Origin of the sequence: Sphingomonas sp. SUN039 (assembly GCF_024758725.1) — a bacterium.
In the GTDB taxonomy this organism is placed as follows: Bacteria; Pseudomonadota; Alphaproteobacteria; order Sphingomonadales; family Sphingomonadaceae; genus Sphingomonas_O.
This window is the reverse complement of record NZ_CP096972.1, coordinates 1,033,172-1,055,291: the sequence shown is the minus strand read 5'-3', so window position 1 is coordinate 1,055,291 and position 22,120 is coordinate 1,033,172. Positions and strand designations below refer to the sequence as shown.

At 64.3% G+C, this 22,120-nt stretch carries 19 protein-coding genes and 1 tRNA gene; 11 read left to right on the top strand and 9 right to left on the bottom strand.

Annotated elements, in window-relative coordinates; all coding sequences use genetic code 11:
* The first annotated feature begins 151 nt into the window (after positions 1-151).
* Genes M0209_RS05215 through M0209_RS05205 form a run of 3 tightly spaced genes read left to right on the top strand, consistent with a single transcriptional unit; the run spans position 152 to position 2,956 of the window.
* On the top strand, positions 152-898 hold the full coding sequence (locus M0209_RS05215) for a sulfite exporter TauE/SafE family protein (protein ID WP_258887234.1): 747 nt from the start codon (positions 152-154) through the stop codon (positions 896-898).
* 47 nt (positions 899-945) lie between these two features.
* Entirely contained in the window at positions 946-2,409 is a 1,464-nt protein-coding gene (locus M0209_RS05210; protein WP_258887233.1) for an NAD(P)/FAD-dependent oxidoreductase, read from the top strand.
* A 1-nt stretch (position 2,410) separates the two neighbouring features.
* On the top strand, positions 2,411-2,956 hold the full coding sequence (locus M0209_RS05205) for a hypothetical protein (RefSeq protein ID WP_258887232.1): 546 nt from the start codon (positions 2,411-2,413) through the stop codon (positions 2,954-2,956).
* Positions 2,957-3,059: 103 nt separating this feature from the next.
* On the opposite strand, the gene M0209_RS05200 is transcribed toward M0209_RS05205, so the two are convergent.
* From M0209_RS05200 to moaA, 3 genes are all read right to left on the bottom strand, one after another.
* A tRNA-Asn gene (locus M0209_RS05200) sits at positions 3,060-3,134 on the bottom strand.
* A gap of 53 nt (positions 3,135-3,187) precedes the next feature.
* A complete protein-coding gene (locus tag M0209_RS05195; protein ID WP_258887231.1) occupies positions 3,188-3,964 on the bottom strand; it encodes an NAD kinase in 777 nt (258 codons plus the stop codon).
* Positions 3,961-4,965 carry a GTP 3',8-cyclase MoaA gene (gene moaA / locus M0209_RS05190; RefSeq protein WP_258887230.1) on the bottom strand — a complete coding sequence of 335 codons (1,005 nt, stop codon included), beginning with the start codon at positions 4,963-4,965 and terminating at the stop codon, positions 3,961-3,963. Before moaA ends, M0209_RS05195 begins: the two co-directional genes overlap by 4 nt.
* Positions 4,966-5,038: 73 nt before the next feature.
* On the opposite strand from moaA, the gene M0209_RS05185 reads away from it, so the two are divergent.
* Positions 5,039-6,709, top strand: coding sequence for a GGDEF and EAL domain-containing protein (locus tag M0209_RS05185; protein WP_258887229.1), 1,671 nt, complete (start codon positions 5,039-5,041; stop codon positions 6,707-6,709).
* On the opposite strand, the gene mfd is transcribed toward M0209_RS05185, so the two are convergent.
* Both mfd and M0209_RS05175 read right to left on the bottom strand, forming a co-directional pair.
* A complete protein-coding gene (mfd, locus tag M0209_RS05180; protein ID WP_258887228.1) occupies positions 6,660-10,112 on the bottom strand; it encodes a transcription-repair coupling factor in 3,453 nt (1,150 codons plus the stop codon). The two genes, M0209_RS05185 and mfd, sit on opposite strands and share 50 nt — an antisense overlap.
* The gene (locus M0209_RS05175) at positions 10,109-10,375 is read right to left on the bottom strand and encodes a succinate dehydrogenase assembly factor 2 (protein ID WP_258887227.1); all 267 of its coding nucleotides are present in this window, start codon (positions 10,373-10,375) and stop codon (positions 10,109-10,111) included. Before M0209_RS05175 ends, mfd begins: the two co-directional genes overlap by 4 nt.
* Positions 10,376-10,461: 86 nt before the next feature.
* Between M0209_RS05175 and recG the strand changes: the two genes are divergently transcribed.
* Positions 10,462-12,516, top strand: a complete 2,055-nt coding sequence (gene recG / locus M0209_RS05170) for an ATP-dependent DNA helicase RecG (RefSeq protein ID WP_258887226.1) — start codon at positions 10,462-10,464, stop codon at positions 12,514-12,516.
* Positions 12,517-12,667: 151 nt separating this feature from the next.
* On the opposite strand, the gene M0209_RS05165 is transcribed toward recG, so the two are convergent.
* Together M0209_RS05165 and tyrS are read right to left on the bottom strand one after the other, a co-directional pair.
* Complete coding sequence (locus tag M0209_RS05165; RefSeq protein ID WP_258887225.1) at positions 12,668-13,000, bottom strand: PilZ domain-containing protein; 333 nt, start codon at positions 12,998-13,000, stop codon at positions 12,668-12,670.
* 70 nt (positions 13,001-13,070) lie between these two features.
* Positions 13,071-14,294, bottom strand: coding sequence for a tyrosine--tRNA ligase (tyrS, locus tag M0209_RS05160; RefSeq protein WP_258887224.1), 1,224 nt, complete (start codon positions 14,292-14,294; stop codon positions 13,071-13,073).
* A gap of 133 nt (positions 14,295-14,427) precedes the next feature.
* Between tyrS and M0209_RS05155 the strand changes: the two genes are divergently transcribed.
* The 3 genes from M0209_RS05155 (at position 14,428) to M0209_RS05145 (ending at position 16,906) form a co-directional block, all read left to right on the top strand.
* Positions 14,428-15,318, top strand: coding sequence for a GIY-YIG nuclease family protein (locus M0209_RS05155; protein WP_258887223.1), 891 nt, complete (start codon positions 14,428-14,430; stop codon positions 15,316-15,318).
* Between the two features lie 109 nt (positions 15,319-15,427).
* Positions 15,428-16,621 carry a DUF1343 domain-containing protein gene (locus tag M0209_RS05150; RefSeq protein WP_258887222.1) on the top strand — a complete coding sequence of 398 codons (1,194 nt, stop codon included), beginning with the start codon at positions 15,428-15,430 and terminating at the stop codon, positions 16,619-16,621.
* 117 nt (positions 16,622-16,738) lie between these two features.
* The gene (locus M0209_RS05145) at positions 16,739-16,906 is read left to right on the top strand and encodes a hypothetical protein (protein ID WP_258887221.1); all 168 of its coding nucleotides are present in this window, start codon (positions 16,739-16,741) and stop codon (positions 16,904-16,906) included.
* 1 nt (position 16,907) lies between these two features.
* Here M0209_RS05145 and M0209_RS05140 read toward each other — a convergent pair whose 3' ends face one another.
* On the bottom strand, positions 16,908-18,086 hold the full coding sequence (locus tag M0209_RS05140) for a VWA domain-containing protein (RefSeq protein WP_258887220.1): 1,179 nt from the start codon (positions 18,084-18,086) through the stop codon (positions 16,908-16,910).
* 137 nt (positions 18,087-18,223) lie between these two features.
* Between M0209_RS05140 and M0209_RS05135 the strand changes: the two genes are divergently transcribed.
* The 3 genes from M0209_RS05135 (at position 18,224) to M0209_RS05125 (ending at position 20,693) form a co-directional block, all read left to right on the top strand.
* Positions 18,224-18,895, top strand: a complete 672-nt coding sequence (locus M0209_RS05135; protein ID WP_258887219.1) for a DUF6975 family protein — start codon at positions 18,224-18,226, stop codon at positions 18,893-18,895.
* Positions 18,896-18,979: 84 nt separating this feature from the next.
* Positions 18,980-19,831 (top strand): MoxR family ATPase, encoded by an 852-nt coding sequence (locus tag M0209_RS05130; RefSeq protein ID WP_258887218.1) that lies wholly within the window; start codon positions 18,980-18,982, stop codon positions 19,829-19,831.
* A gap of 4 nt (positions 19,832-19,835) precedes the next feature.
* Positions 19,836-20,693: a DUF817 domain-containing protein gene (locus M0209_RS05125; RefSeq protein WP_258887217.1), complete on the top strand. Its 858-nt coding sequence runs from the start codon at positions 19,836-19,838 to the stop codon at positions 20,691-20,693.
* Here the strand turns inward: M0209_RS05125 and M0209_RS05120 are convergent.
* Positions 20,678-22,087, bottom strand: coding sequence for a methyl-accepting chemotaxis protein (locus M0209_RS05120; RefSeq protein WP_258887216.1), 1,410 nt, complete (start codon positions 22,085-22,087; stop codon positions 20,678-20,680). The genes M0209_RS05125 and M0209_RS05120 overlap by 16 nt on opposite strands.
* Positions 22,088-22,120 lie beyond the last annotated feature (33 nt).

The window sequence follows — 22,120 nt, the reverse complement described above, 5'->3', positions numbered from 1 at the left end:
TGGAGGGGGCTCGCCGCACCTGGTGCGTCTCCGGTGGAGACCCCCCTCCGTCAGGCTTTGCCTGCCACCAGTTTCGGGTCGTCCAGTCCCCCGGACTGGACTTGGATTGCCGGGGGCAATCCAACCCGAAACTCGTTCCGGGGAGGACTAATTGACCGCCCTCGCCGCCGCTTTCTTCCTCACCGCGCTGCTCTATGCCAGCGTCGGGTTCGGCGGCGGATCGACCTATATTGCGCTGCTGGTGCTGGCGGGGGTCAGTGCACAGCTTGTCCCGGTCATCGCCCCGCTGTGCAACATCGTGGTCGTCACCGGCGGCACGATCCGCTTCGCGCGGGCGGGGCTGGTGCCATGGCGGCGCGTCCTGCCGCTGGTGATCGTCTCGGCACCGCTTGCGTATCTGGGCGGGCTCACGCCGATTAAGCAGGCGACGTATATTGCTATTCTCGGCGCCAGCCTGTTCGTCGCGGGCCTGCTGTTGTTGTTCCAGCGCACCCGCGCCGCCGAGGCTACGCGCAAGACGACCGGCGTCGGCGATGCCGCCATCGGCGGTGCGGTCGGCTATCTCTCCGGCCTCGTCGGGATCGGTGGCGGTATTTTCCTGTCGCCGCTCCAGCATCTGATGCGCTGGGGACCGCCGCGCCAGATCGCTGCGACCGCCAGTGTGTTCATCCTCGTCAATTCCATCGCGGGGCTTGCCGGACAACTCAACAAGCTCGGCACGTCGGGGCTGGCGAGCATCGCGGCCTTCTGGCCGTTGCTCGTCGCCGTACTGATCGGCGGCCAGATCGGGACGCATGCGGGCATCCGGATATTCAGCGAGCCGATGGTCCGCCGTGCCACCGGCGTCCTGATTCTCTACGTCTCCGGCCAGTTGCTGTGGAAAACCTTTAGCGGTTGACGCGCGCGTCAATCGGACTGACATTGCTGTCAATAAAGGAGAGCGGTGTGGAGCATGTTGACGTCCTGATCGTCGGTGCGGGCCTGTCGGGCATCGGCGCGGCATGGCATCTGCAAGACCGCTGCCCCGGCACGAGCTACGCGATCTGGGAAGCGCGCGATGCCATTGGCGGGACATGGGATTTGTTTCGCTACCCCGGGATCCGCTCGGACAGCGACATGTTCACGCTCGGATACCGGTTTAAGCCGTGGCTCGAAAAGAGAGCCATTGCCGACGGTGCCTCGATACTGCGCTACGTCCGCGAAACCGCACGCGAGAATGGCATCGACCGCAATATCCGTTTCGGCCACAAAGTCGTCGCGGCGCACTGGAACGCGGCGGACGCGGTGTGGGAGGTTGAAGCCGAAACGCCGCAGGGCCGCGTGACGATCCGCGCGGGGTTCGTGCTGATGTGTTCGGGCTACTATAGCTATGACGAGGGCCACCGCCCCGAATGGCCGGGCGAAGCCGACTTCGAGGGCCGTTTGGTCCACCCGCAATTCTGGCCCGCCGACCTCGATTACACCGGCAAGCGCGTCGTCGTGATCGGCAGTGGCGCTACAGCGGTGACGCTCGTGCCCGAAATGGCGAAGGCTGCGGCGCATGTGACGATGCTGCAACGCTCGCCGACCTGGGTCTTGTCGATGCCCGCTGAAGACAAGTTCGCGAACCTCACGCGGCGCACGCTTGGCGCCAAGCTGTCTTATTTCCTGACCCGCTGGCGCAAGGTCGGGTTACAGATGTTGTTCTACCGCATGACGCGCAAGCGACCGGAAAAGGTGAAGGAGCACCTTCTCGGCATGACGCGCGCGGCGCTCGGCCCCGACTACGACGTCGAGACGCACTTCACCCCGCGCTACAATCCGTGGGACCAGCGCCTGTGCCTGATCCCCGACGAGGATTTGTTCGCGTCGCTGCGCGACGGGCGGGCGTCGGTCGCGACCGACACCATCGAGCGGTTCGAAGCCGATGGCATCCGTCTGGCATCGGGCGCAAAGCTCGACGCCGATATCGTTGTCACCGCGACCGGCCTGAAACTCAACGTGCTGGGCGATGTCGCGTTCGACAGGGACGGGGTGCCGGTCGATCTGGGCAAGGCGCTGATCTACAAGGGGATGATGGTCGGCAATGTACCGAACCTCGCCTTCGTGTTCGGTTACACCAACGCGAGCTGGACGCTGAAGGCCGACCTGACCAGCGAATATGTCTGCCGCCTGATCAACCATATGAAATCGCGGGGCCTCCGCGTCGCTACCCCGCGCCCGCAGCCGGGGATTACCGAGGAGCCGTTCCTCGATTTCTCCTCGGGCTATGTGCAACGCGCGCTCGACAAGCTGCCCAAGCAGGGCAATGTGAAGCCGTGGAAGCTGTACCAGAACTATGCGCTCGACCTGGTGACCTTGCGGTATGGCAAGCTCGAGGACGGGACGATGGAGTTTTCTGGGGTGGGGTTTGTAAAGGAGGCGGCGTAGGGTGCGGTTCTCGCTAACTTTCCAAGGCGATCTTCCTCCACGCGGCTCGCCAAGCCAAATTCAGAATGTTCGAGCGCAATTTGATCCACAGATGCGGCGATTGTGGAACACCGAACCGTTGATCGGTTCTGCGAAGTTCATCGATCCACTGTACATGCCGAACGATTGCTATGTGCCGCGTAGGATCAAGGATACAGAATATGTTCCACTCGTCTCTGACAAGCTGGCTCTTCGAGCTAGCCTAAGCGTGACGTTGTACTCATCTGATCTCCCTGGCGGGATGTTGTCGCATGGCGACATCGACAATCGAATGAAAACACTTCTCGATGCTCTTACCATTCCTCCAATCCAACAAGCTCCAAACCTCTCTACCAACGACGGTCGCACCTTTTGCCTTTTGGACGATGACAGACTGGTGAGTGAGTTGGCCATCAGGAACGAACGCCTTCTGACGGTGGAGGTTGGCAACAGGCAATCGTTGGCAATCATCGATGTGAAGCTGATCGCCGCGCGCGCATTGATGTGCAATGTGGGAATTGTCTTCTAGGCGACGCGGCAAAGCCGCGCCGTCGGTCGTTATGCTGCGCTAACGCCGTACGCGCTGGCGCGTCTGTGATTTAGCTCCGCTAAATCATCTGCGCGCTGCGCGGTGGCTCCCTGAGTAGGATTCGAACCTACGGCCATTCGATTAACAGTCGAATGCTCTACCGCTGAGCTATCAGGGAATACCGCTGCGGAAGGCGGGCCTATACCAGTGCGGGCGCGCGTTGCAACCCGGTCAGGTGGCAAATTGCTCCATCACGATGCGGTCGTCGAGGGCATGTTCGGGGTCGAACAGTAGTTTCAGGGTCTGCGACTTGTCGATCGACACGCTGATCGTGGCGACGTCGCGGACTTCGCGCTGGTCGGCGACGCACGATACCGGCCGTTTCACCGCGTCGAGCACGCGGAACGCGATGCGCGCGCTTTCGGTCAGGATTGCCCCGCGCCAGCGCCGCGGCCGGAACGGGCTGATCGGGGTCAGCGCCAGCATCGCCGAACCGAGCGGCAGGATCGGCCCTTGCGCCGACAAATTATAGGCAGTCGAACCGGCCGGTGTCGCGACGAGCACGCCGTCGCAGACGAGCTCGGGAATCACGATGCGGTCGTTGACGCTGACCTCAAGCTTTGCGGTCTGGCGGGTTTCGCGCAGCAGCGACACTTCGTTGATCGCGGGCAGCGTGACCTGCTCGCCGTCGATGGTCGTCGCCTCCATCTTCAGCGGGGTCACATTGAACAGTTTCGCGCCCTCGATGCGCTCGTCGAGCCGCTTCTCGCGCCATTCGTTCATCAGGAAACCGACGGTGCCCAGATTCATGCCGAACACTGGCAGGATGCGCCGCCGTTCGAGCATCTGGTGCAGCACCTGCAACATGAATCCGTCGCCGCCCAGTGCCACGACCATTTCGGCCTGGTCGAGTTCGACCCAGTCGCGGCGCTCGCGCAGCTTGACTGCCGCGTCCTGCGCCGCATCGGTCGGTGAGACGAGCAGCGCGCGTTTGGGTTCGGCAATCATCCGCCGGTAACGCTCATGTGCCGCGCGGTGGCAGGCGTCGCGAGGTCGAAGTCGTGGCGCGCGGGTTTCAGGCGAAGTGCGCGGTCGATGGCGATGTCGAGCGCGGTGTCGTCGCCCGAACGCAGCGCCGCGCGCAGATCGACATTGTCCTCATGCCCCAGGCACATGAACAACTGCCCCGACGCCGACACCCGGATGCGGTTGCAGCTGTCGCAGAAATTGCGCGTTAGCGGCGAGATCAGGCCCAAAGTCACGCTGAGATCGGGCACCTGCCAGTATCGCGCGGGACCGCCGGTGCGTTGGGCACTGGGGACGAGCGCGTGTTCGGCCTCGATCCGCGTCTTCGCCTCGGTCAACGGATAGAACCGGTCCTGACGGTCGTCGTCGATCTGCCCCAGCGGCATCGTCTCGATCAGCGACAGGTCGAACCTCCGTTCGCCGCACCAACGCAGCATCGGCACGATCTCGTCGTCGTTCAACCCTTTCAACGCGACCATGTTGATCTTGATCGCAAAGCCGCGCGCCCGCGCTGCCTCGATCCCCGCCAGCACGCGCGCCAGGTCGCCTTGTCGCGTCACATAGCGGAAACGCGCTGGATCGAGCGAATCGAGGCTGACATTGATCCGCCGGATGCCCGCATCCCACAGGCCATCGGCATGTTCGGCCAACCGCGTCGCATTCGTCGTCAGCGTCAACTCGTCGAGACCATGGCCGATCAGACCGCCGATTTCATGCGCGACATCGACCGCGCCACGCCGGGCCAGCGGCTCGCCGCCGGTCAGCCGGATGCGCGTCACCCCCCGCGCCACGAAACGCCGCGCCAGCTCGGCAACTTCTTCCAGACTCAACACCTCGGCGCGCGGCAGGAACACCATCTCCTCGGCCATGCAATACCGACACCGCATGTCGCAGCGGTCGGTCAGCGACAGCCGCACATAGTCGATCCGGCGACCGTGCCCGTCGTGCAGTGCCGTGGCGGCGGGCGTCGCTTTGCTGGTCATGGATGTTGGGTGTTACATTTACCCTTGGCGCGCGACAAGCGGCGCGGCTAGCGTGACTTTTTGTGGAGCCTGCGTGAGCCAAACCGAATCCAGTTCGACCCTGCTGGCGATGTCGAGCGTCAACCGCAATGCGCTGGTGACCGCATTGTCGCGGAGCGGGTGGAATGTCGTCGGCGCGCGCGGCTTCGACAAGCCGCTCGACCGGATCGCCGAAACCCAGGCTTCAGGAGTCATCGTCGACCTGCGCGACGACGGCATGTCGGCGCTGGCCGCGATCCGCGAACTGGCGGGTCACGCGCTGGTGCTGGCCATCGTGCCGGGGCGCGACCTTAAATGGATTACCGCTTCGATCGATGCCGGGGCCACGCATTACCTGACCAGTCCGTTCCCGCAGGCCGAACTGGCGCAGGCTGTGCGCCTGCTCGTCGGCAATGCGGTACAGGGCCGCGCGGCATCGAGTGTGGAGGGCGGCCCCGTCCTCGAAGGGACCAAGGCAACCGGCGAGATCGAACGGCGGTTGAAGGCGGGCCGGGTATCCGCGCTGCTGGTCGCGGCGACGCGGTTCGAATCGGTCAACGCCGCCTATGGCCGTGAAGTCGGCGACGAACTGCTAGGGGCGGTCGCCCAGCGCATTGCCGGAGCGGTGCGCGAGGCCGACCCGACCGCAACGATTGCGCGCGTTTCGGGTGCAGAATTCGCGGTGCTGGTGCCGCAGGGCAGGGGTGAGGCGCTGGCCGTCGATATCTGTCACCGCATCGACCGCCCGTTCATGATCGGCGGGCAGATCGTCGCCATCGGCTGCCGCATCGGCGTCGTCGAAAGTGCGGCAGGGGAGGATTCGGTCGGCTTGTTGCGTCGGGCCAGCCTCGCGCTCGCCGAAGCGCGGATGTCCGACACGTCGTCGATCCGCGCGATCGGGGCCGACGACGACGGCGAAGCGCTGTTCGACGCGAGCCTCGAATCAGATTTGCGCCGTGCGCTCGACGACCAGGAAATCGAACTGCTGTTCCAGCCGCAGGTCGAACTGTCGTCGGGGCGGATGATCGGCGTCGAGGCACTCGCCCGCTGGCGCCATCCCGACCATGGCGACCTCAGCGCCAACACATTATTCGCGGTCGCGGGGCGCTCCGACTATCTGCTCACCCTGTCGCAGCATGTCCAGCTGCGCGCCCTGACGAGCGCGGCGGCCTGGCCAGTCGCCCTTTCGGATTTGCGCCTTGCGATCAATCTGACGGCCAGCGACATTGCGGTCGCAGGTTTTGCCGACGCGTTTCTGGCGATGGTCGATGCTTCGGGGTTCCCCCGTGCGCGGTTGACCGTGGAGATCACCGAGAGCGGCCTGATCGACAATCTGGAGAGCGCAGCAACGGTGTTCGCAACCTTGCGCGCTGGTGGTGTACGCGTCGCCATCGACGATTTCGGCACCGGCTATTCGTCGCTGGCGTGGTTGAAGGCGCTGCCGCTCGACTATCTCAAGATCGACAAGGAACTGGCGCAGGATATCGCGGGCACCACCCGCGACCGTATCGTGGTGCGCGGGGTGATCGACATGGCGCGGTCGCTGGGGCTGGCAGTCGTTGCTGAGGGGGTCGAGACCGAGGAGCAACTCGCCTTGCTGGCAGCAGAGGGCTGCAACTACTGGCAGGGCTTCCTGTTCGCCGAAGCGCTCGGCGTCGAGGGATTGCTCGAACTCGTCATTTCGCGACCTTGGCCAGCCCCTTCGACAGTTGCAGCGCACCGTTGAGTCGGGCGCGGGGGGTGTCCCAATCGCGCGATATGCTCAGCTTGCTGTCGGGCCGCAGTTTCGCGGTGCCCTTCAGCCGTTCGACATAAGCCAGCAGGCCCGGCAGATTGGGGAAGCTGTCGTTCCAGAAGCTGACCAGTGCGCCCTTTGCACCCACATCGATCTTGGCGATATGGGCGTCGCGGGCGTTGAGTTTGATCGACATCAGCGTCAGCAAATTCTCTGTTGCATCGGGCAGCGGGCCGAAACGGTCGATGAGTTCCGCGCCGAACGCCTCGATCCGCTCGGCGTCCTCCATCTCGTTGATCCGGCGATAGAGCGACATGCGGAGGTCGAGGTCGGGGACGTAATCCTCCGGAATGAGGATCGGCGCATCGACGGTGATCTGCGGCGACAGGTCGGCCTTGCGCGCGGCGACGATTCCGCCCGCCTTGGCCTCCATGATCGCTTCCTCGAGCATCGACTGGTAGAGTTCGAAGCCGACTTCGCGGATATGCCCCGATTGTTCGTCGCCGAGCAGATTGCCCGCCCCGCGAATGTCGAGATCGTGCGAGGCGAGTTGAAAGCCCGCCCCCAGGCTGTCGAGATCGCTCAAAACTTTCAGGCGTTTCTCCGCGCCCTCGGACATTTGCCGGTTCGCCGCCGTTATCATGTAAGCATAGGCGCGCGTTTTGGCGCGGCCGACGCGGCCCCGGAGCTGGTAGAGCTGCGCGAGGCCGAAGCGGTCGGCACGGTGGATGATCATCGTGTTGGCGCTCGGGATATCGAGCCCGCTTTCGACGATCGTGGTAGATAGCAGCACATCGTATTTGCGGTCGTAGAACGCCGACATGCGGTCCTCGACTTCGGTCGGCGACATTTGCCCGTGCGCGGTGACGGCCTTCACCTCGGGTACTTCCTTGGTCAAAAACTCCTCGATGTCGGGCAGGTCGGCGATGCGCGGCACGACGAAGAAGCTCTGCCCGCCGCGATAATGCTCGCGCAGTAGTGCTTCACGCAGCACCACCGGATCCCAGGGCATGACATATGTCCGCACCGCAAGGCGATCAACCGGCGGCGTCTGGATCACCGACAGCTCGCGCAGGCCCGACATCGCCATTTGCAGCGTGCGCGGGATGGGCGTTGCGGTCAGTGTCAGCATATGGACGTCGGTCTTGAGCGCCTTCAGCCGCTCCTTGTGAGTCACCCCGAAGCGCTGTTCCTCGTCGACGATGACAAGACCGAGCCGCTTGAACTCGACCGACTTCGCCAGAATCGCATGGGTGCCGATGACGATATCGAGCGTGCCGTCAGCGATCCCGCTGCGCGTTTCGCCAGCCTCCTTCGGCGCGACGAGCCTCGACAGGCGCCCGATTTTCAACGGGAAGCCCTGATAGCGTTCGACGAACGTCTTATAGTGCTGGCGGGCGAGCAAGGTCGTCGGACACACCACCGCGACCTGTTGCCCCGCCATCGCCGCGACGAAGGCGGCGCGCAACGCGACCTCGGTTTTGCCGAACCCCACATCGCCGCAGACGAGGCGGTCCATCGGCTTGCCCGCGCCGAGATCGTCGATGACTTCGGCGATCGCGCGGTCCTGATCGTCGGTTTCCTGATAGGGGAAGCGATCGACGAATTCGTTATACGCGCCGTCGGGTGTCATGACGTCGGCGGGGCGCAGCGCCCGTTCGGCGGCCACGAGAATGAGTTCGCCCGCGATCTCGCGGATGCGGTCCTTCATCTTCGACTTGCGGCGCTGCCATGCCTCGCCGCCGAGCCGGTCGAGGGCGACGCCGTCGCTCTCGCTGCCGTAACGCGACAGGACGTCGATGTTTTCGACGGGGACGAAGAGCTTATCGCCGCCCGCATAGGTCAGCTGGACGCAATCGTGCGGCGATTTGCCGACCGGGATCGAGGTCAGCCCCTCGAACCGGCCGATACCATGGTCGCGGTGGACCATGAAATCGCCCGGCGACATCGTGGCCAATTCGGAAAGGAACGCGTCGGCGGATTTCTTGCGCTTGGCGCGGCGGACGAGGCGGTCGCCGAGGAGATCCTGTTCGGTGACGACCGCCAGCGACGGCGCGACAAAGCCCCGGTCGAGTGGCACGACGGCGAGCGCGACCTTGCCTTTCGCCGCCAGCCCCTGTGCGTCCTGCCAGGTCTCGACCATCGCGGTGTCGGTGAGGCCGTGGTCGGCAACGAGTCCTGCAAGCCGCTGGCGCGACCCGCCCGAATAGCTCGCGAGGATGAGGCCGGTTTTCTTGAGCGATTTCCGGTAGTCGGCCAGCGCTTCGTAGACGTTCTCCGACCGGCTACGCTCTGCGCCGAAATCGCGCGGGCCGTCGATGCCAAAATCGAGGACGGCGGCGGATTCGGGTTCGTGAAACGGCGTGACGAGGTGCACGCGGCGCTCGGCCAGCAGCCCGTCCCATTCGGGGCGCGCCAGATAGAGCGCGTCGGCGGGCAGGGGGCGATAGCCGCCCGGATCGCTCGACGCCGCGCGGACGCGGTTGGCGTGGTAGTCGGTAACCGCTTCGAACCGCGCATCCGCCGCCCCCGGCGATCCGGCATCGCGCACGATGATGTCGTCGGGGCCGAGGTGGTCGAAGAAGCTGGCGAGCTTCTCCTCGATCAGCGGCAGCCAATGGTCCATCCCTGCCAGCCGCCGCCCCTCGCTGACGGCCTGATAGAGCGGGTCGCCGGTCGCGGTCGCGCCGAATGTTTCGCGATACCGGCTGCGGAATCGCTTGATCGACTCCTCGTCGAGCAGCGATTCGGAGGCCGGGAGCAGCGTAAAGCTGTCGACGGGGCCGATGCTGCGCTGGTCGGCGGGGTCGAAACTGCGGATGCTTTCGATTTCGTCGCCGAAGAAGTCGAGGCGCAGCGCGTGCTCCATCCCGCTGGGGAACAGATCGACGAGGCTACCGCGCACCGCATAGTCGCCCGCATCGGCAACGGTTTCGGTGCGGACATAGCCATTGGCTTGCAGCAGCTTGGCCAAGTCATCGCGGTCGATCCGTTCGCCCGGCGCGAGCCGCGCCACGAGTTGGCGCAGGCGGAACGGCGTCAATGTGCGTTGCGACGCGGCGTTGACGGTGGTGACCAGCAGCTGCGGCGCGTCTGCCTTGTCCTGCAGCGCCGACAAGGTTGCCATGCGTTCGGACGTCGCCCGCAGGCTGGGCGAGGCACGGTCGTAGGGCAGGCAGTCCCATGCCGGAAAGGTCAGCACGCGGACCTCGGGCGCGAACCAGTGCGCGGTGTCGGCGACGCCGCGCATCTCGGCCTCGTCAGTCGCGATGAACACCGCGCGCTTCGTTGCCGCGCGCGCGAGGTCGGTCATCAACCACGGGAGAAAACCTGTCGGCACGCCCGCCAGCGTCAGCGGCCCCGCTGCGCATGTAATCCGCGAGATGTCGGTCATTCGGGAATCGAAATATAGTCGAGCCGCTGCATCGCGGTCAGCATGGGACCGGCAACATGCTGCGGCGGCGCGGCGGTGCCCATTGCCCAGGCGAGGATATCGACGTCCTGTTCGTCCATCAGCATTTCGTACCAGGCGATTTCGGTTTCATTCCATTGGCTCGAAAACCGGTCGAAAAATCCACCGACCGTCATATCGGCTTCCTTCGTGCCGCGATGCCAGCTGCGAAAGCGCAGGCGTTTCAGGCGGGTTTCGCGGTCCAACGTCTATTCCTTGCCTTTGGCGCAACGCCAAATGGTCGGCGGGCATTTTCATTGCCTGCCGACTTCGTGATAGGCACCCCCTAGCCATGCGCCCCGACCTGCTCAACCCGTTGTTTGCCGAGATCGCCGCGTTGAAAGGCGTCGGCCCTGCGCTCGCCAAACCGCTCGAACGGCTGGGCCTGTCGCGCGTCGTCGATGTGCTGTTCCATCTGCCGACCGGATCGGTCACCCGCCACCGGGTGGAGCGGCTCGACGATGCCGTGCCGGGCGAGACGGTCGCCATTGTGGTGTCCCCGGTCGAGTATCGCGGCGGCCGCAGCCCGCGCAGTCCGATGAACGTCCACGCCGTCGATGTCGCAGGCGATTATCTCAGCTTGACCTATTTCGGTGCCAACACCGGCTATGCGAAGAAGCTGCTCCCGCTCGGCGAATCGCGCCTCGTCTCGGGCAAGCTCGAAATCTACGGTGATATGCGCCAGATTGTGCATCCCGAGATCGGCGGGCCGGACGAGGCGCTCGCCCTGCGCGAGGCGATCTACCCGCTGTCGGAAGGGCTGACCGGCAAAAAGCTCAATCAACTTGCGGCTCAGGCGCTGGAGCGCGCGCCATTTTTAAGCGAATGGATCGAACCCGGCTTGCTCGCGACGCGCGGCTGGCCGTCGTGGCATGAAGCGATTGCGACCGCGCACACCGATCCCGACGACACGTTGCCCCGCGACCGGCTCGCCTATGACGAAATTTTCGCCAACCAGCTTGCGCTGATGCTGGTGCGCGCCTCCACCCGGCGACGGCGCGGGACGCCGCTGATCGGCGACGGGCGGCTGCGCGCGGCGCTCAAGCTGCCTTATGTCCCCACCGGCGCGCAGACGCGCACGATCGGCGAGATCGAGGGCGACATGCGGCAGGCAACGCCGATGGTTCGCCTGCTCCAGGGCGATGTCGGGTCGGGCAAGACGCTCGTCGCTTTGAACGCCATGCTGGTCGCGGTCGAGGCGGGCGCGCAGGCGGCAATGCTCGCGCCGACCGAAATTCTCGCGCGCCAGCATTACGACACGCTGTCGCGGATGTTGTCTGGCGTCGATGTGCGGATCGCGGTGCTGACCGGCCGCGACAAGGGGCGGGCGCGCGAGGCGACGCTGATGGGCCTTGCTGACGGCAGCATCGACATCCTCGTCGGCACGCATGCGATCTTTCAGGAAGCGGTCAGTTATCGGCGGCTCGGCCTTGCGGTGGTCGACGAACAGCACCGCTTCGGCGTCGCCCAGCGTATGTTGCTGACCGCCAAGGCCGAAACCCCGCCGCATCTGCTGGTGATGACCGCGACGCCGATCCCGCGCACGCTGACCCTGACCACCTATGGCGAAATGGACGTCAGCCGCCTCGACGAAATGCCGCCGGGCCGGACGCCAGTCGAGACGCGGGTGATTTCGGGCGAACGCATCGACGAAGTCGTGGACGGCCTCGCGCGGCACATTTCCGAGGGCAAGCAGGCCTATTGGGTCTGCCCGCTGGTCGAGGAAAGCGAGGTCAGCGACCGCGCGGCGGCCGAGGCGCGCGCGGCGGGGCTGAAATTGCGCTTCGGCGACCGCATCGGCCTCGTCCATGGCCGGATGAAGCCGCCGGAGAAGGACGCGGTGATGGCGGCATTCGCGAGCGGCGCGCTGTCGGTGCTGGTCGCGACGACGGTGATCGAGGTCGGCGTCGATGTCCCCAATGCCTCGCTGATTGTCATCGAGGAGTCCGACCGCTTCGGCCTTGCCCAGTTGCACCAGTTGCGCGGGCGGGTAGGGCGGGGGGCCGAACGCTCGGTCTGCCTGTTGCTACGTGGCAATGCGCTATCGGAAACGTCGCGCGCGCGCCTCGCCTTGATGCGTGAAACCAATGACGGCTTTCGCATCGCTGAGGAGGATTTGCGCCTGCGCGGTGGCGGCGAAGTGCTTGGCACGCGGCAATCGGGCGAGGCACGGTTTCGCTTGGCGAGCATCGAACAAATGACCGCGATGATCGCGACCGCCACCGACGATGCGCGGCTGCTGGTCGATCGCGACGGCGGGCTGGAAGGGGCGCGCGGGCAGGCGGCGCGGACGGCGCTGTACCTGTTCGAACGCGACGCGGCGGTAAGTTTGCTAAGAGCCGGCTAATTTCTCCCTCTCCCTCTGGGGAGAGGGCGACACGCGCCCCTCAGGCGCGGCGGGGTGAGGGATAACACTGCCCCAATCGAAGCATTGCACTGCCCTCACCCTCCCGCGCTGGTGCGCGTGGACCCTCTCCCTAGAGGGAGAGGGAAGCAGTCTACCTCGACACGTCCCGCACCACCGCGCCCATCTGCATCGGCGTCAACGGCTCCCGAAACGCGGCACCGATGCGTTCGCCCAGCACCCAGACGATGTCGGCACGCACCCAACCGACGACCGGCATGTCGATACGGATCGGTTCACGCTCGCATTGATCCATGTCGGTGATCGCCATGAACCCGTCTTCCGACAGGTTGAGCAGGCGCACCCCTGACAGCCGCCCCTCGCGGTCGGTCATCAACGTGTCCGCCTGGATCTCCTCGCGCGCTGCACGGCGGCGATTGACGTGCGCGACATGCGCGGCGAGCGGTTCGGCGGTGGCGGTCTGCATGGTTGTGGAGGGTTGCGCCCACGCGCCGATTTTTTCGTGAAGAATCAATGTTGAAAAGGTGTTTACCCTGTCAGCGGACGATCAATCCGTGCTGCTTCTTGCCCGCCGACACTTTCACCGGCTCGGCCCCCGGCGCGATCAGGGCGGTGTCGTCGGTGACCTTCTCCCCGTCGATCCGCGCGCCGCCGCCCGCGATCAAACGGCGCGCCTCGCCCTTCGACGCCGCGAACTTCAGCGCGACCAGCGCATCGACAATGCCGATGACTTCGGTGGCAATCGCATGGCTCGGCAAATCATTGCCATGCCCGCCCGCAAAGGTCGCGTCAGCGGTCGCCTCGGCCATCTTCGCCGCCGGAACCCCGTGCGCCATCGCGGTCGCCTCATAGGCCAGCAGACGCTTCGCCCCGTTGATCTCCGCACCCTGCAGCTTTTCGTGCCGCTCGATCTCGCTCAGCGGCAAATCGGTGAACAGCCGCATAAACCGCCCGACATCGCCGTCCGCCGTATTCCGCCAGAACTGCCAATAATCGTACGGCGACACCAGATCGTCGTTCAGCCACACCGCACCCGCAGCCGTCTTGCCCATCTTGCCGCCGTCCGCCGTCGTGATCAGCGGCGTTGTCAGCCCGTAAAGCTGGGTCGAATCCATCCGCCGGGTCAGTTCGATGCCGTTGACGATATTCCCCCATTGGTCGCTGCCGCCCATCTGCAGCCGGCACCCGGTGCGGCGCGACAGTTCGAGGAAGTCGTACGCCTGAAGGATCATGTAGTTGAATTCTAGGAAGGTCAGCGGCTGCTCGCGTTCGAGCCGCAACTTCACCGAATCGAATGTCAGCATCCGGTTGATCGTGAAATGCCGCCCGACATCGCGGAGGAAGGGGACGTATTCCAGCTTGTCGAGCCAGTCAGCGTTATCGATCGTGATCGCACCGGTCGGGCCGTTCCCGAAGTCGAGGAATTTCTCGAACACGCGGCGGATTCCTGCGATATTCGCCGCAATATCCTCGTTCGTCAGGATCTTGCGCGATTCGTCCTTGCCCGACGGATCGCCGATCTTGGTCGTTCCGCCGCCCATGATGACGATCGGCTTGTGTCCGGCCTGTTGCAGACGGCGCAGCATCATGATCTGGACGAGCGAACCGACGTGGAGCGACGGCGCAGTCGCGTCGAAGCCGATATAGGCGGGGACGATCTGGTTTTGCGCGAGCGCATCGAGCCCGCCCGCATCGGTGATCTGGTGGATATAGCCGCGCGACGATAGGGTGCGGAGCAGGTCGGACTGGTATTCGGTCATGGCGCGGCTTTAGCGGGAAGGGGAGAAAGAAGGGAAGGGCTTCGACAAGCTCAGCCAAGTCGGTTTGGAGACGGACCTCTACAACCGACTTGGCTGAGCTTGTCGAAGCCCCTTCTTCTTCTACACTCCGCCGATGCCCTTCTGGACCTACATGCTCCACTGCGCCGACCGGACGTACTACGTCGGGCACACCGACAATGTGGAGCAGCGGATCGGGCAGCATCAGGCGGGCGCGATCAAGGGATACACGTCAGAACGGCTGCCGGTGGCGCTGGTATGGGCACAGGAGTTTGCGTCACGCGACGAGGCGAAGGAAGCCGAACGGCAGCTGAAAGGTTGGGGGCAGGCGAAGAAGCAGGCGTTGATCCGTGGTGATTGGGAAGCGATCTCGGTCTTGGCCAGAAAGAAAGGGGCTTCGGCAAGCTCAGCCAAGTCGGTTGGTGAGGGCGACTCTCTCTCCCCGACTTGGCTGAGCTTGTCGAAGCCCTCTCCTTCGCAACGCGAAAAACCTCTCCTTTTCCTCCACCCGCACCCAGCCAGCCGACCCTCGCAACCCTACAATCTCGAAGCAAGAGCAGCATTTTGCGGCGACACCCTCGACGTCCGTTTCCGCCTGACCGGCGACCTGTCGACCGTCATCCTGCCGCCGAAGCGCGCAGGCTCCCGCCGTGACGAACTCTGGAAAAGCACATGCTTCGAGGCCTTTGCTGCGTTCGGCAAAGGCGGTGAGTACCGCGAATTCAACCTGTCGGCCGCCTCGGATTGGGCGATCTACGATTTCGCTTCGTACCGGACGGGCTTGCAAGGCTCGGATGCCGAACCCGCTCGGCTGTGGCAATCGCGCAAGACTTTCGAGTTCCGGCTGGAAGCGACGCTGCCCCTCCCGCCGGGGACGACGCGCATCGCCCTCTCAGCCGTCATCGAGGAAACCGACGGCACCAAATCCTACTGGGCGCTGCGCCACCCACCGGGGGCACCTGATTTTCATCATGCGGATTGCTTTGCACTCGAAGTGCCGGGTTGAAGAAGAAAGGGGCTTCGACAAGCTCAGCCAAGTCGGGTGTGGAGGGTGCTCTCCCAACCCGACTTGGCTGAGCTTGTCGAAGCTCACTTCTTCCGACAAAGCCACCCCCATGAACTTCGGTATCGACCGCCTCCTCGCCGACCCCGCCCTGCGTGCCCCACTCGAAGGAAGGCGCATAGCGCTGCTCGCGCATCCGGCCTCTGTGACAGCCGACCTCACCCATTCGCTCGATGCGCTGGTCGCCACCGGCCTCAACGTCACCGCCGCCTTCGGGCCGCAGCATGGGCTGCGCGGGGACAAGCAGGACAATATGATGGAGTCGCCCGACTTCACCGACCCGGTCCACGGCATCCCCGTGTTCAGCCTCTACGGCGAGGTCCGCCGCCCGACCGGCCAGTCGATGGGGACGTTCGACACGATCCTGATCGACCTGCAGGACGTCGGCTGTCGCATCTACACCTTTATCACGACCCTGCTCTATGTGCTTGAGGCGGCAGCGGAACATGGCAAGTCGGTCTGGGTGCTGGATCGCCCCAACCCCGCCGGGCGCCCGGTCGAGGGACTGACTTTGCTGCCGGGCTGGGAAAGCTTCGTCGGCGCGGGGCCGATGCCGATGCGCCACGGGCTGACGCTCGGCGAGCTCGGCCACTGGTTCATCGATCACTACAATCTAGACGTCGATTACCGCGTCATCGCGATGGAGGGCTACGACCCCGACGGCCCCGGCTTCGGCTGGCCGACCGACCGCATCTGGATCAACCCCAGTCCCAACGCCGCCAACGTCAACATGGCGCGCGCCTATGCGGGAACGGTGATGCTCGAGGGGACCACGCTTAGCGAGGGCAGGGGGACGACGCGCCCGCTCGAACTGTTCGGCGCGCCCGATATCGATGCCCGCGCGGTGCACGCCGAAATGCGTCGCATTGCGCCGCACTGGCTGGACGGCTGCACCCTGCGCGAAATCAGCTTCGAACCGACCTTCCACAAGCATGTCGAGCAATTGTGCCACGGCCTGCACATCCATGCCGAGGGTGCAGCCTACGACCATGACGCCTTCCGTCCCTGGCGTGTGCAGGCGTTGGGCTTCAGGGCAATCCGCAACCTCTATCCCGACTATGATTTGTGGCGCGATTTTCCGTATGAATATGAATTCGGCAAACTCGCGATCGATGTCATCAACGGCGGGCCGGGTTTGCGGACATGGGTGGACGACCCTGCCGCGACACCGGAATCGCTTGACACGCCAACACGCCACGACGAGCAAAATTGGTCCGATTCGCGACGAAAATATTTGCTGTACTGATTCGTCGTACAATAAAACCGTTTGCTCTCAACGCATTGAGTGTCGGTGTTGACGCGCCGACGAATCATCATATCGTCACCTGCAATCAATTGCGTCCGGAGAGGGGCGGGGGTCGTCGTGGAATCGGATTACCGCTATTACCAGCGGCGCGCTGCGTCGGAAAAGGCGGCTGCGCTGCGTGCTGTGACGCCGGCAGCCCGCGAGCGGCGTTTGACCCTCGCGCGCACCTATATGGCCAAGGCACAGCAATGCCTCGACGCGCCTGCCTTCGCACTTTCCGCCTGAGCTAGTTCTTCCGCGTCAGCGCCCGAATCGCATCGTCGAGGCCGTCGAGCGTCAGCGGAAACATACGCTCGTTCATCAACTCGCGGATCAGTGCGATCGACTGCGAATATCCCCAATGCGCCTCGGGCACCGGGTTGAGCCACGCCGCCGCCGGATAGGTGTTGGTCAGCCGCTGCATCCACACCACGCCCGATTCCTCGTTGAAATGTTCGACCGACCCGCCGGGATGCGAAATTTCATAGGGTGACATCGACGCATCGCCGACGAAGATCAGCTTATAGTCGTGTCCATATTTGTGGAGCACGTCCCACATCGGCGTGCGCTCGCTATAGCGCCGCTTGTTGTCCTTCCAGACGCCCTCGTACGGGCAATTGTGGAAGTAGAAGAATTCCATGTTCTTGAATTCGGCGGTCGCCGCGCTGAACAATTCCTCGCACAGCTTGATATGCGGATCCATCGACCCGCCGACGTCGAGGAACAGCAACAGCTTGACCGCATTGTGCCGCTCGGGCCGCATATGGATGTCGAGCCAGCCCTGCCGCGCCGTGCCGCTGACCGTCGCGTCAAGGTCGAGTTCGTCCGCTGCTCCTTCGCGCGCGAACCGGCGCAGGCGACGCAGTGCGATCTTGATGTTGCGGGTGCCCAGTTCCTTGGTCGAATCGAGGTTCCTGAATTCGCGCTTGTCCCAGACCTTGACCGCCTGCTTGTGCTTCGATTCGCCGCCGATCCGCACGCCTTCGGGGTTGTAGCCGCTGTTGCCGAACGGCGATGTGCCGCCGGTGCCGATCCACTTGTTGCCGCCCTCGTGGCGTTCCTTCTGTTCCTCGAGCCGCTGTTTCAGCGTCTCCATCAGCTCGTCCCATGTCCCGAGCTTCTCGATCTCGGCCATTTCCTCGGGCGTCAGGAATTTCTCGGCGACCGCGCGCAACCAGTCGGCCGGAACCTCCGCCCCCGGTTCGCCGAAAGTCGTGGCAATCCCCCTGAACACCTTGGCGAAAACCTGGTCGAACCGGTCGATCAGCCCCTCGTCCTTCACATAGGTCGCGCGGGCGAGATAATAGAACTCTTCAGGTGTCCGGTCGATCACCTCGCCGTCGAGCGCCTCCAGCAACACCAGATGCTCTTTCAGGCTGGCAGGGATGCCCGCTGCGCGCAGCTCGTCGAGAAAATTGAGGAACATGGGGCAGGGCGTGCCCGATCCGCGCCGAACCCGCAATCCTTCCCAGATACCTAACGCCGTCTCAACCCAGTCTTTACGCGCTTCGGTTAGGGAGATGGTTCAGGAATTGACCGGCGTTCGGTCAGGAAGGTTCGAGTATGGCGACCCAGACAGCACCGGTGACGGCAAAAGGCCCGGCGACATCTGCGCTTACCGCGCTGGTGGTTCGTGAGGCCTCGGCGTCGCACCCGCATGTCCGGTCGCTGCTTTCGCTCGACAGCGCGCGCGATACGCGCAACGCCGCTGACGCGCTCCATCATTTGTCGATGCTCCATGGTCGGCACCCGGGCGTAATCGATCATGCTGCGGTCCGGACGCTCGATTCCGCCGCACGGAAAACCTTGTTCGCGCTGGCCGATGCTTTTGCGGCGGAGCGCGAGGCGCTCGGTCGTGTCGTCGTCGCCGCCGGCCCGATCCCGAGCACGCCAGGACAGGCTCAGACCGAAGCCAGCGTCATTGCCCAGCACCACGCCATCGACATGCTGGCCCAGTCCGACCGTCAGGGCTGTGCACTCGGCGCCGCCATTGCGCTTGCGCTCGACTGGCATGCGATCCGCTGTGTCATCGATGCGGCGGCAAAGCGTTTCGGGGTCGATCTGGCGATCAGCACCCTGCCGCCCGTTACGACGCTCGGCGCGGCGGCAGAAGCGGCGGCAACATCGCCTGCCATCGAACGTGCGGCGCTGTTTGGCGCGCAACAGATCGTTACCCAGCACCGGGGTCTATGGGATTTGCTCGAAGCGCGCGCGTTGTCGCGCGTGGACGACTGAGCGCGCTCTAAATTGCTTGGCGTCCGCGCCGACCTGTCCTAACGCCAGCCCTGACTTTACGTAAACGTCAGGGCGAGCGCGCAGATGAAATTTACCGGCACATCCGATTATGTCGCGACCGACGATCTGAAAGTCGCGGTCAACGCCGCCGTCACCCTGCGCCGCCCGCTGCTGGTCAAGGGCGAGCCGGGAACGGGCAAAACCGTCCTCGCCCACGAGATCGCCAAGGCCGCGAACGCCCCGCTCATCGAATGGCACGTCAAATCGACGACCAAGGCCCATCAGGGGTTGTACGAGTACGACGCCGTCGCCCGCCTGCGCGACGGGCAGCTTGGCGATGAGCGCGTCCACGACATCCGCAACTACATCCGCAAGGGCAAATTGTGGGAGGCCTTCACCTCGCCGCAGCTCCCCGTCCTGCTGATCGATGAAATCGACAAGGCCGACATCGAATTCCCCAACGACCTGTTGCAGGAACTCGACCGGATGAGCTTCGACGTTTACGAGACACACGAGACTATCGCGGCGAAGGAACGCCCCATCGTCGTCATCACGTCGAACAACGAAAAGGAACTGCCCGACGCGTTCCTGCGCCGGTGCTTCTTCCACTACATCAAATTCCCCGACCGCGACACGATGCAGGCCATCGTCGACGTGCACTTCCCCGGCATCCAGAAAATTCTCGTCAACAAGGCGATGGATATTTTCTACGACGTCCGCGAGGTGCCGGGCCTCAAGAAAAAGCCCTCGACCAGCGAACTGCTCGACTGGCTGAAACTGCTGCTCGCCGAAGACATGCCGCTCGACGTGCTGCAATCGCGTGACCCGAGCAAGGCGATCCCCCCCCTGCACGGCGCGCTGCTCAAGAACGAACAGGATGTGATGCTGTTCGAGAGGCTGGCATTCATGGCACGACGGCAGGGCGCGAAGGTCTAGCCTTGTGGCGGTGCCGGGGCAGGGTGCCACCCGTTTCGCCGCTATCCGCGTGCAGCTTGAAAGCTGGGAGCCGAAACCCGGTTTTCAGGCGTTCGCCTATGAGTTTCTGTTGTTCGGATTCAAGCAGGGCTGGGCGTGCCTGTTCGGCGGACTGATGCTCGCGCTGCTGATGGGCACGCATCTCTTCTACGCGAAGGATGCACCGCTCGCGCGCTATGATTTCCTGACACTTGCCGCGCTCGCGATCCAGATCGCGATGTTGCGCTTCAAGCTCGAGAGCTGGGATGAAGCCAAGGTGATCCTCGCCTTTCACGTCATCGGCACTGTCATGGAGCTGTTCAAGACGGCAGCGGGTTCATGGACCTATCCCGAGCCCTCGCTGCTCCGCATCGGCGATGTGCCGCTGTTCTCGGGGTTCATGTACGCCAGCGTTGGTAGCTACCTCTCGCGGGTCTGGCGGATATTCGATTTCCGTTTCGACCATTTTCCCGCGCGCAAACTGCTGATCGTGCTCGCCACGCTCATTTATGTGAACTTCTTCGCGCACCACTGGCTGCCGGATATCCGCATCGCGCTGTTTGCGGCGATTGCCGTACTGTTCTGGCGCACCACCGTCTGGTTCCACCCGTTCCGCACCCATCGGCGGATGCCCTTGCTGCTCGGCTTTCTGCTCGTGGCGCTGTTCATCTGGTTCGCCGAAAATCTGGCGACCTTCTCCAATGCCTGGCTCTACCCGAGCCAGAAGCACGGCTGGACCCTCGTGTCGCCGATGAAGCTTGGCGCCTGGTATTTGCTGATGATCATCTCGTTCGTACTGGTGTCGCTCGTCCAGCGGCCCGTCGAGGCTCAATCGATCCGGTAAGCGATCTCGAAATCGCCCCAGCGCCGTCCGTCGATGACCATTGGCACATAGACATTCCGCACCACATCGTATCCGCCATCGTCACGGTCGCGGCGAAAGACCGCGATGTGGAAGGGCTTGGTCGAGGCCTTGGCGATCCGGTCGGTGTCGTCCGCCAGAATGCGCCGGTTGCGGCACCACGCGGCGTCATGCGCCGGTTCGCCGGTCGGTGTGCGGCTGTACCGCGTGGTGTGGGTCGGCAAATAGCCGTTGATGTCGGTGCACGCCGTCGAGATGATCGCGGGGTCGGATTTCACGATGCGGTCGAGTTCGGGCCGCCACTCGGCATCGGCAAAGGCGTTGAGCGCCGTATCGAAGCGCGGCGGGTTAGACCCTGTAATCTCGCGATAGCCGGTATCGAACAGGCTGGCCGTATCGAGCCGCCCGTCGCGCAGCGCCGCTGTCGTCAGCGCAACGAAGCGGTCGCGCAATCCCACCGCGATATCGACCAGTCGCCGGTCGGCGACTGCAAAGCCCGAATGAACAATCGTGTCGAGCATCTCGTGCGCCTGCCGCTCCAGCCCGCGTACGGTGCGGTGGGTTTCGCCGAGCAAAGTGCTGTTCGCACGCGCGGCGTCCGAAAAGCCGTCCAGCTCGTCGCCGACACGGCACACGCTCTGGTGAATCAGGCTGGTCGCGCGCGCGATATCGGCGGCCTGCGCGTCGACCTGTTCGACCAGATGCGTGACTTCGCCGACGGTTTCGGTGACGCGCGCCAGCCCCTTTTCGGCGGCACGGCTGCGCGCCATGCCGTCCTGCAGCTCGACCATGAACGCGTCGCCTTCGCGGTTCAGCGAGTCCATCGTCGCGCCGATCTCCTCGGTCGCGGCGCGTGTGTCGAGCGCGAGCTTTTTCACCTCGGCCGCGACCACGGCAAAGGTGCGGCCCGCGTCGCCCGCGCGTTCGGCCTCGATCGCGGCGTTGAGCGCGAGCATGTTGGTCGTCCGCGCGATCGTATCGATCGTGTCGGCGGTGCGGCGAACCTGCTGCATGGCGGCGGCAAAGCTGGTGATCTGTTGCCCCAACCGCAGGACGAGCGCCGTCAGCTCGCCGAACTCGCCGACAGCGGCGGAAATCGTGCGTCCGCCCTCGGTCAACCGCGCACGGGCGCTCTCGGCGAGCAACCGCGCTTCGTCGGTCGCGTCGGTCACCTGACGCTGATCGGTCTCCAGACTGGCCATCACTGCCTGTAGTTCGTCCAGCACCCCGATCTGCCCGGTAATGCTCGTCGCGACCCGGTCGACAAGCCCGCCCGCATCGGTACAACCCACGGCGACTTCGCCGCAGGCCTTGGCCACGCGGTCGACCGCCGCCGGATCGGCGGGCTTGGCTGCCTCGATACGTGTTTCGATCATGCGTGCGTTCCCGTCTGCGGAAACACGCTAGAT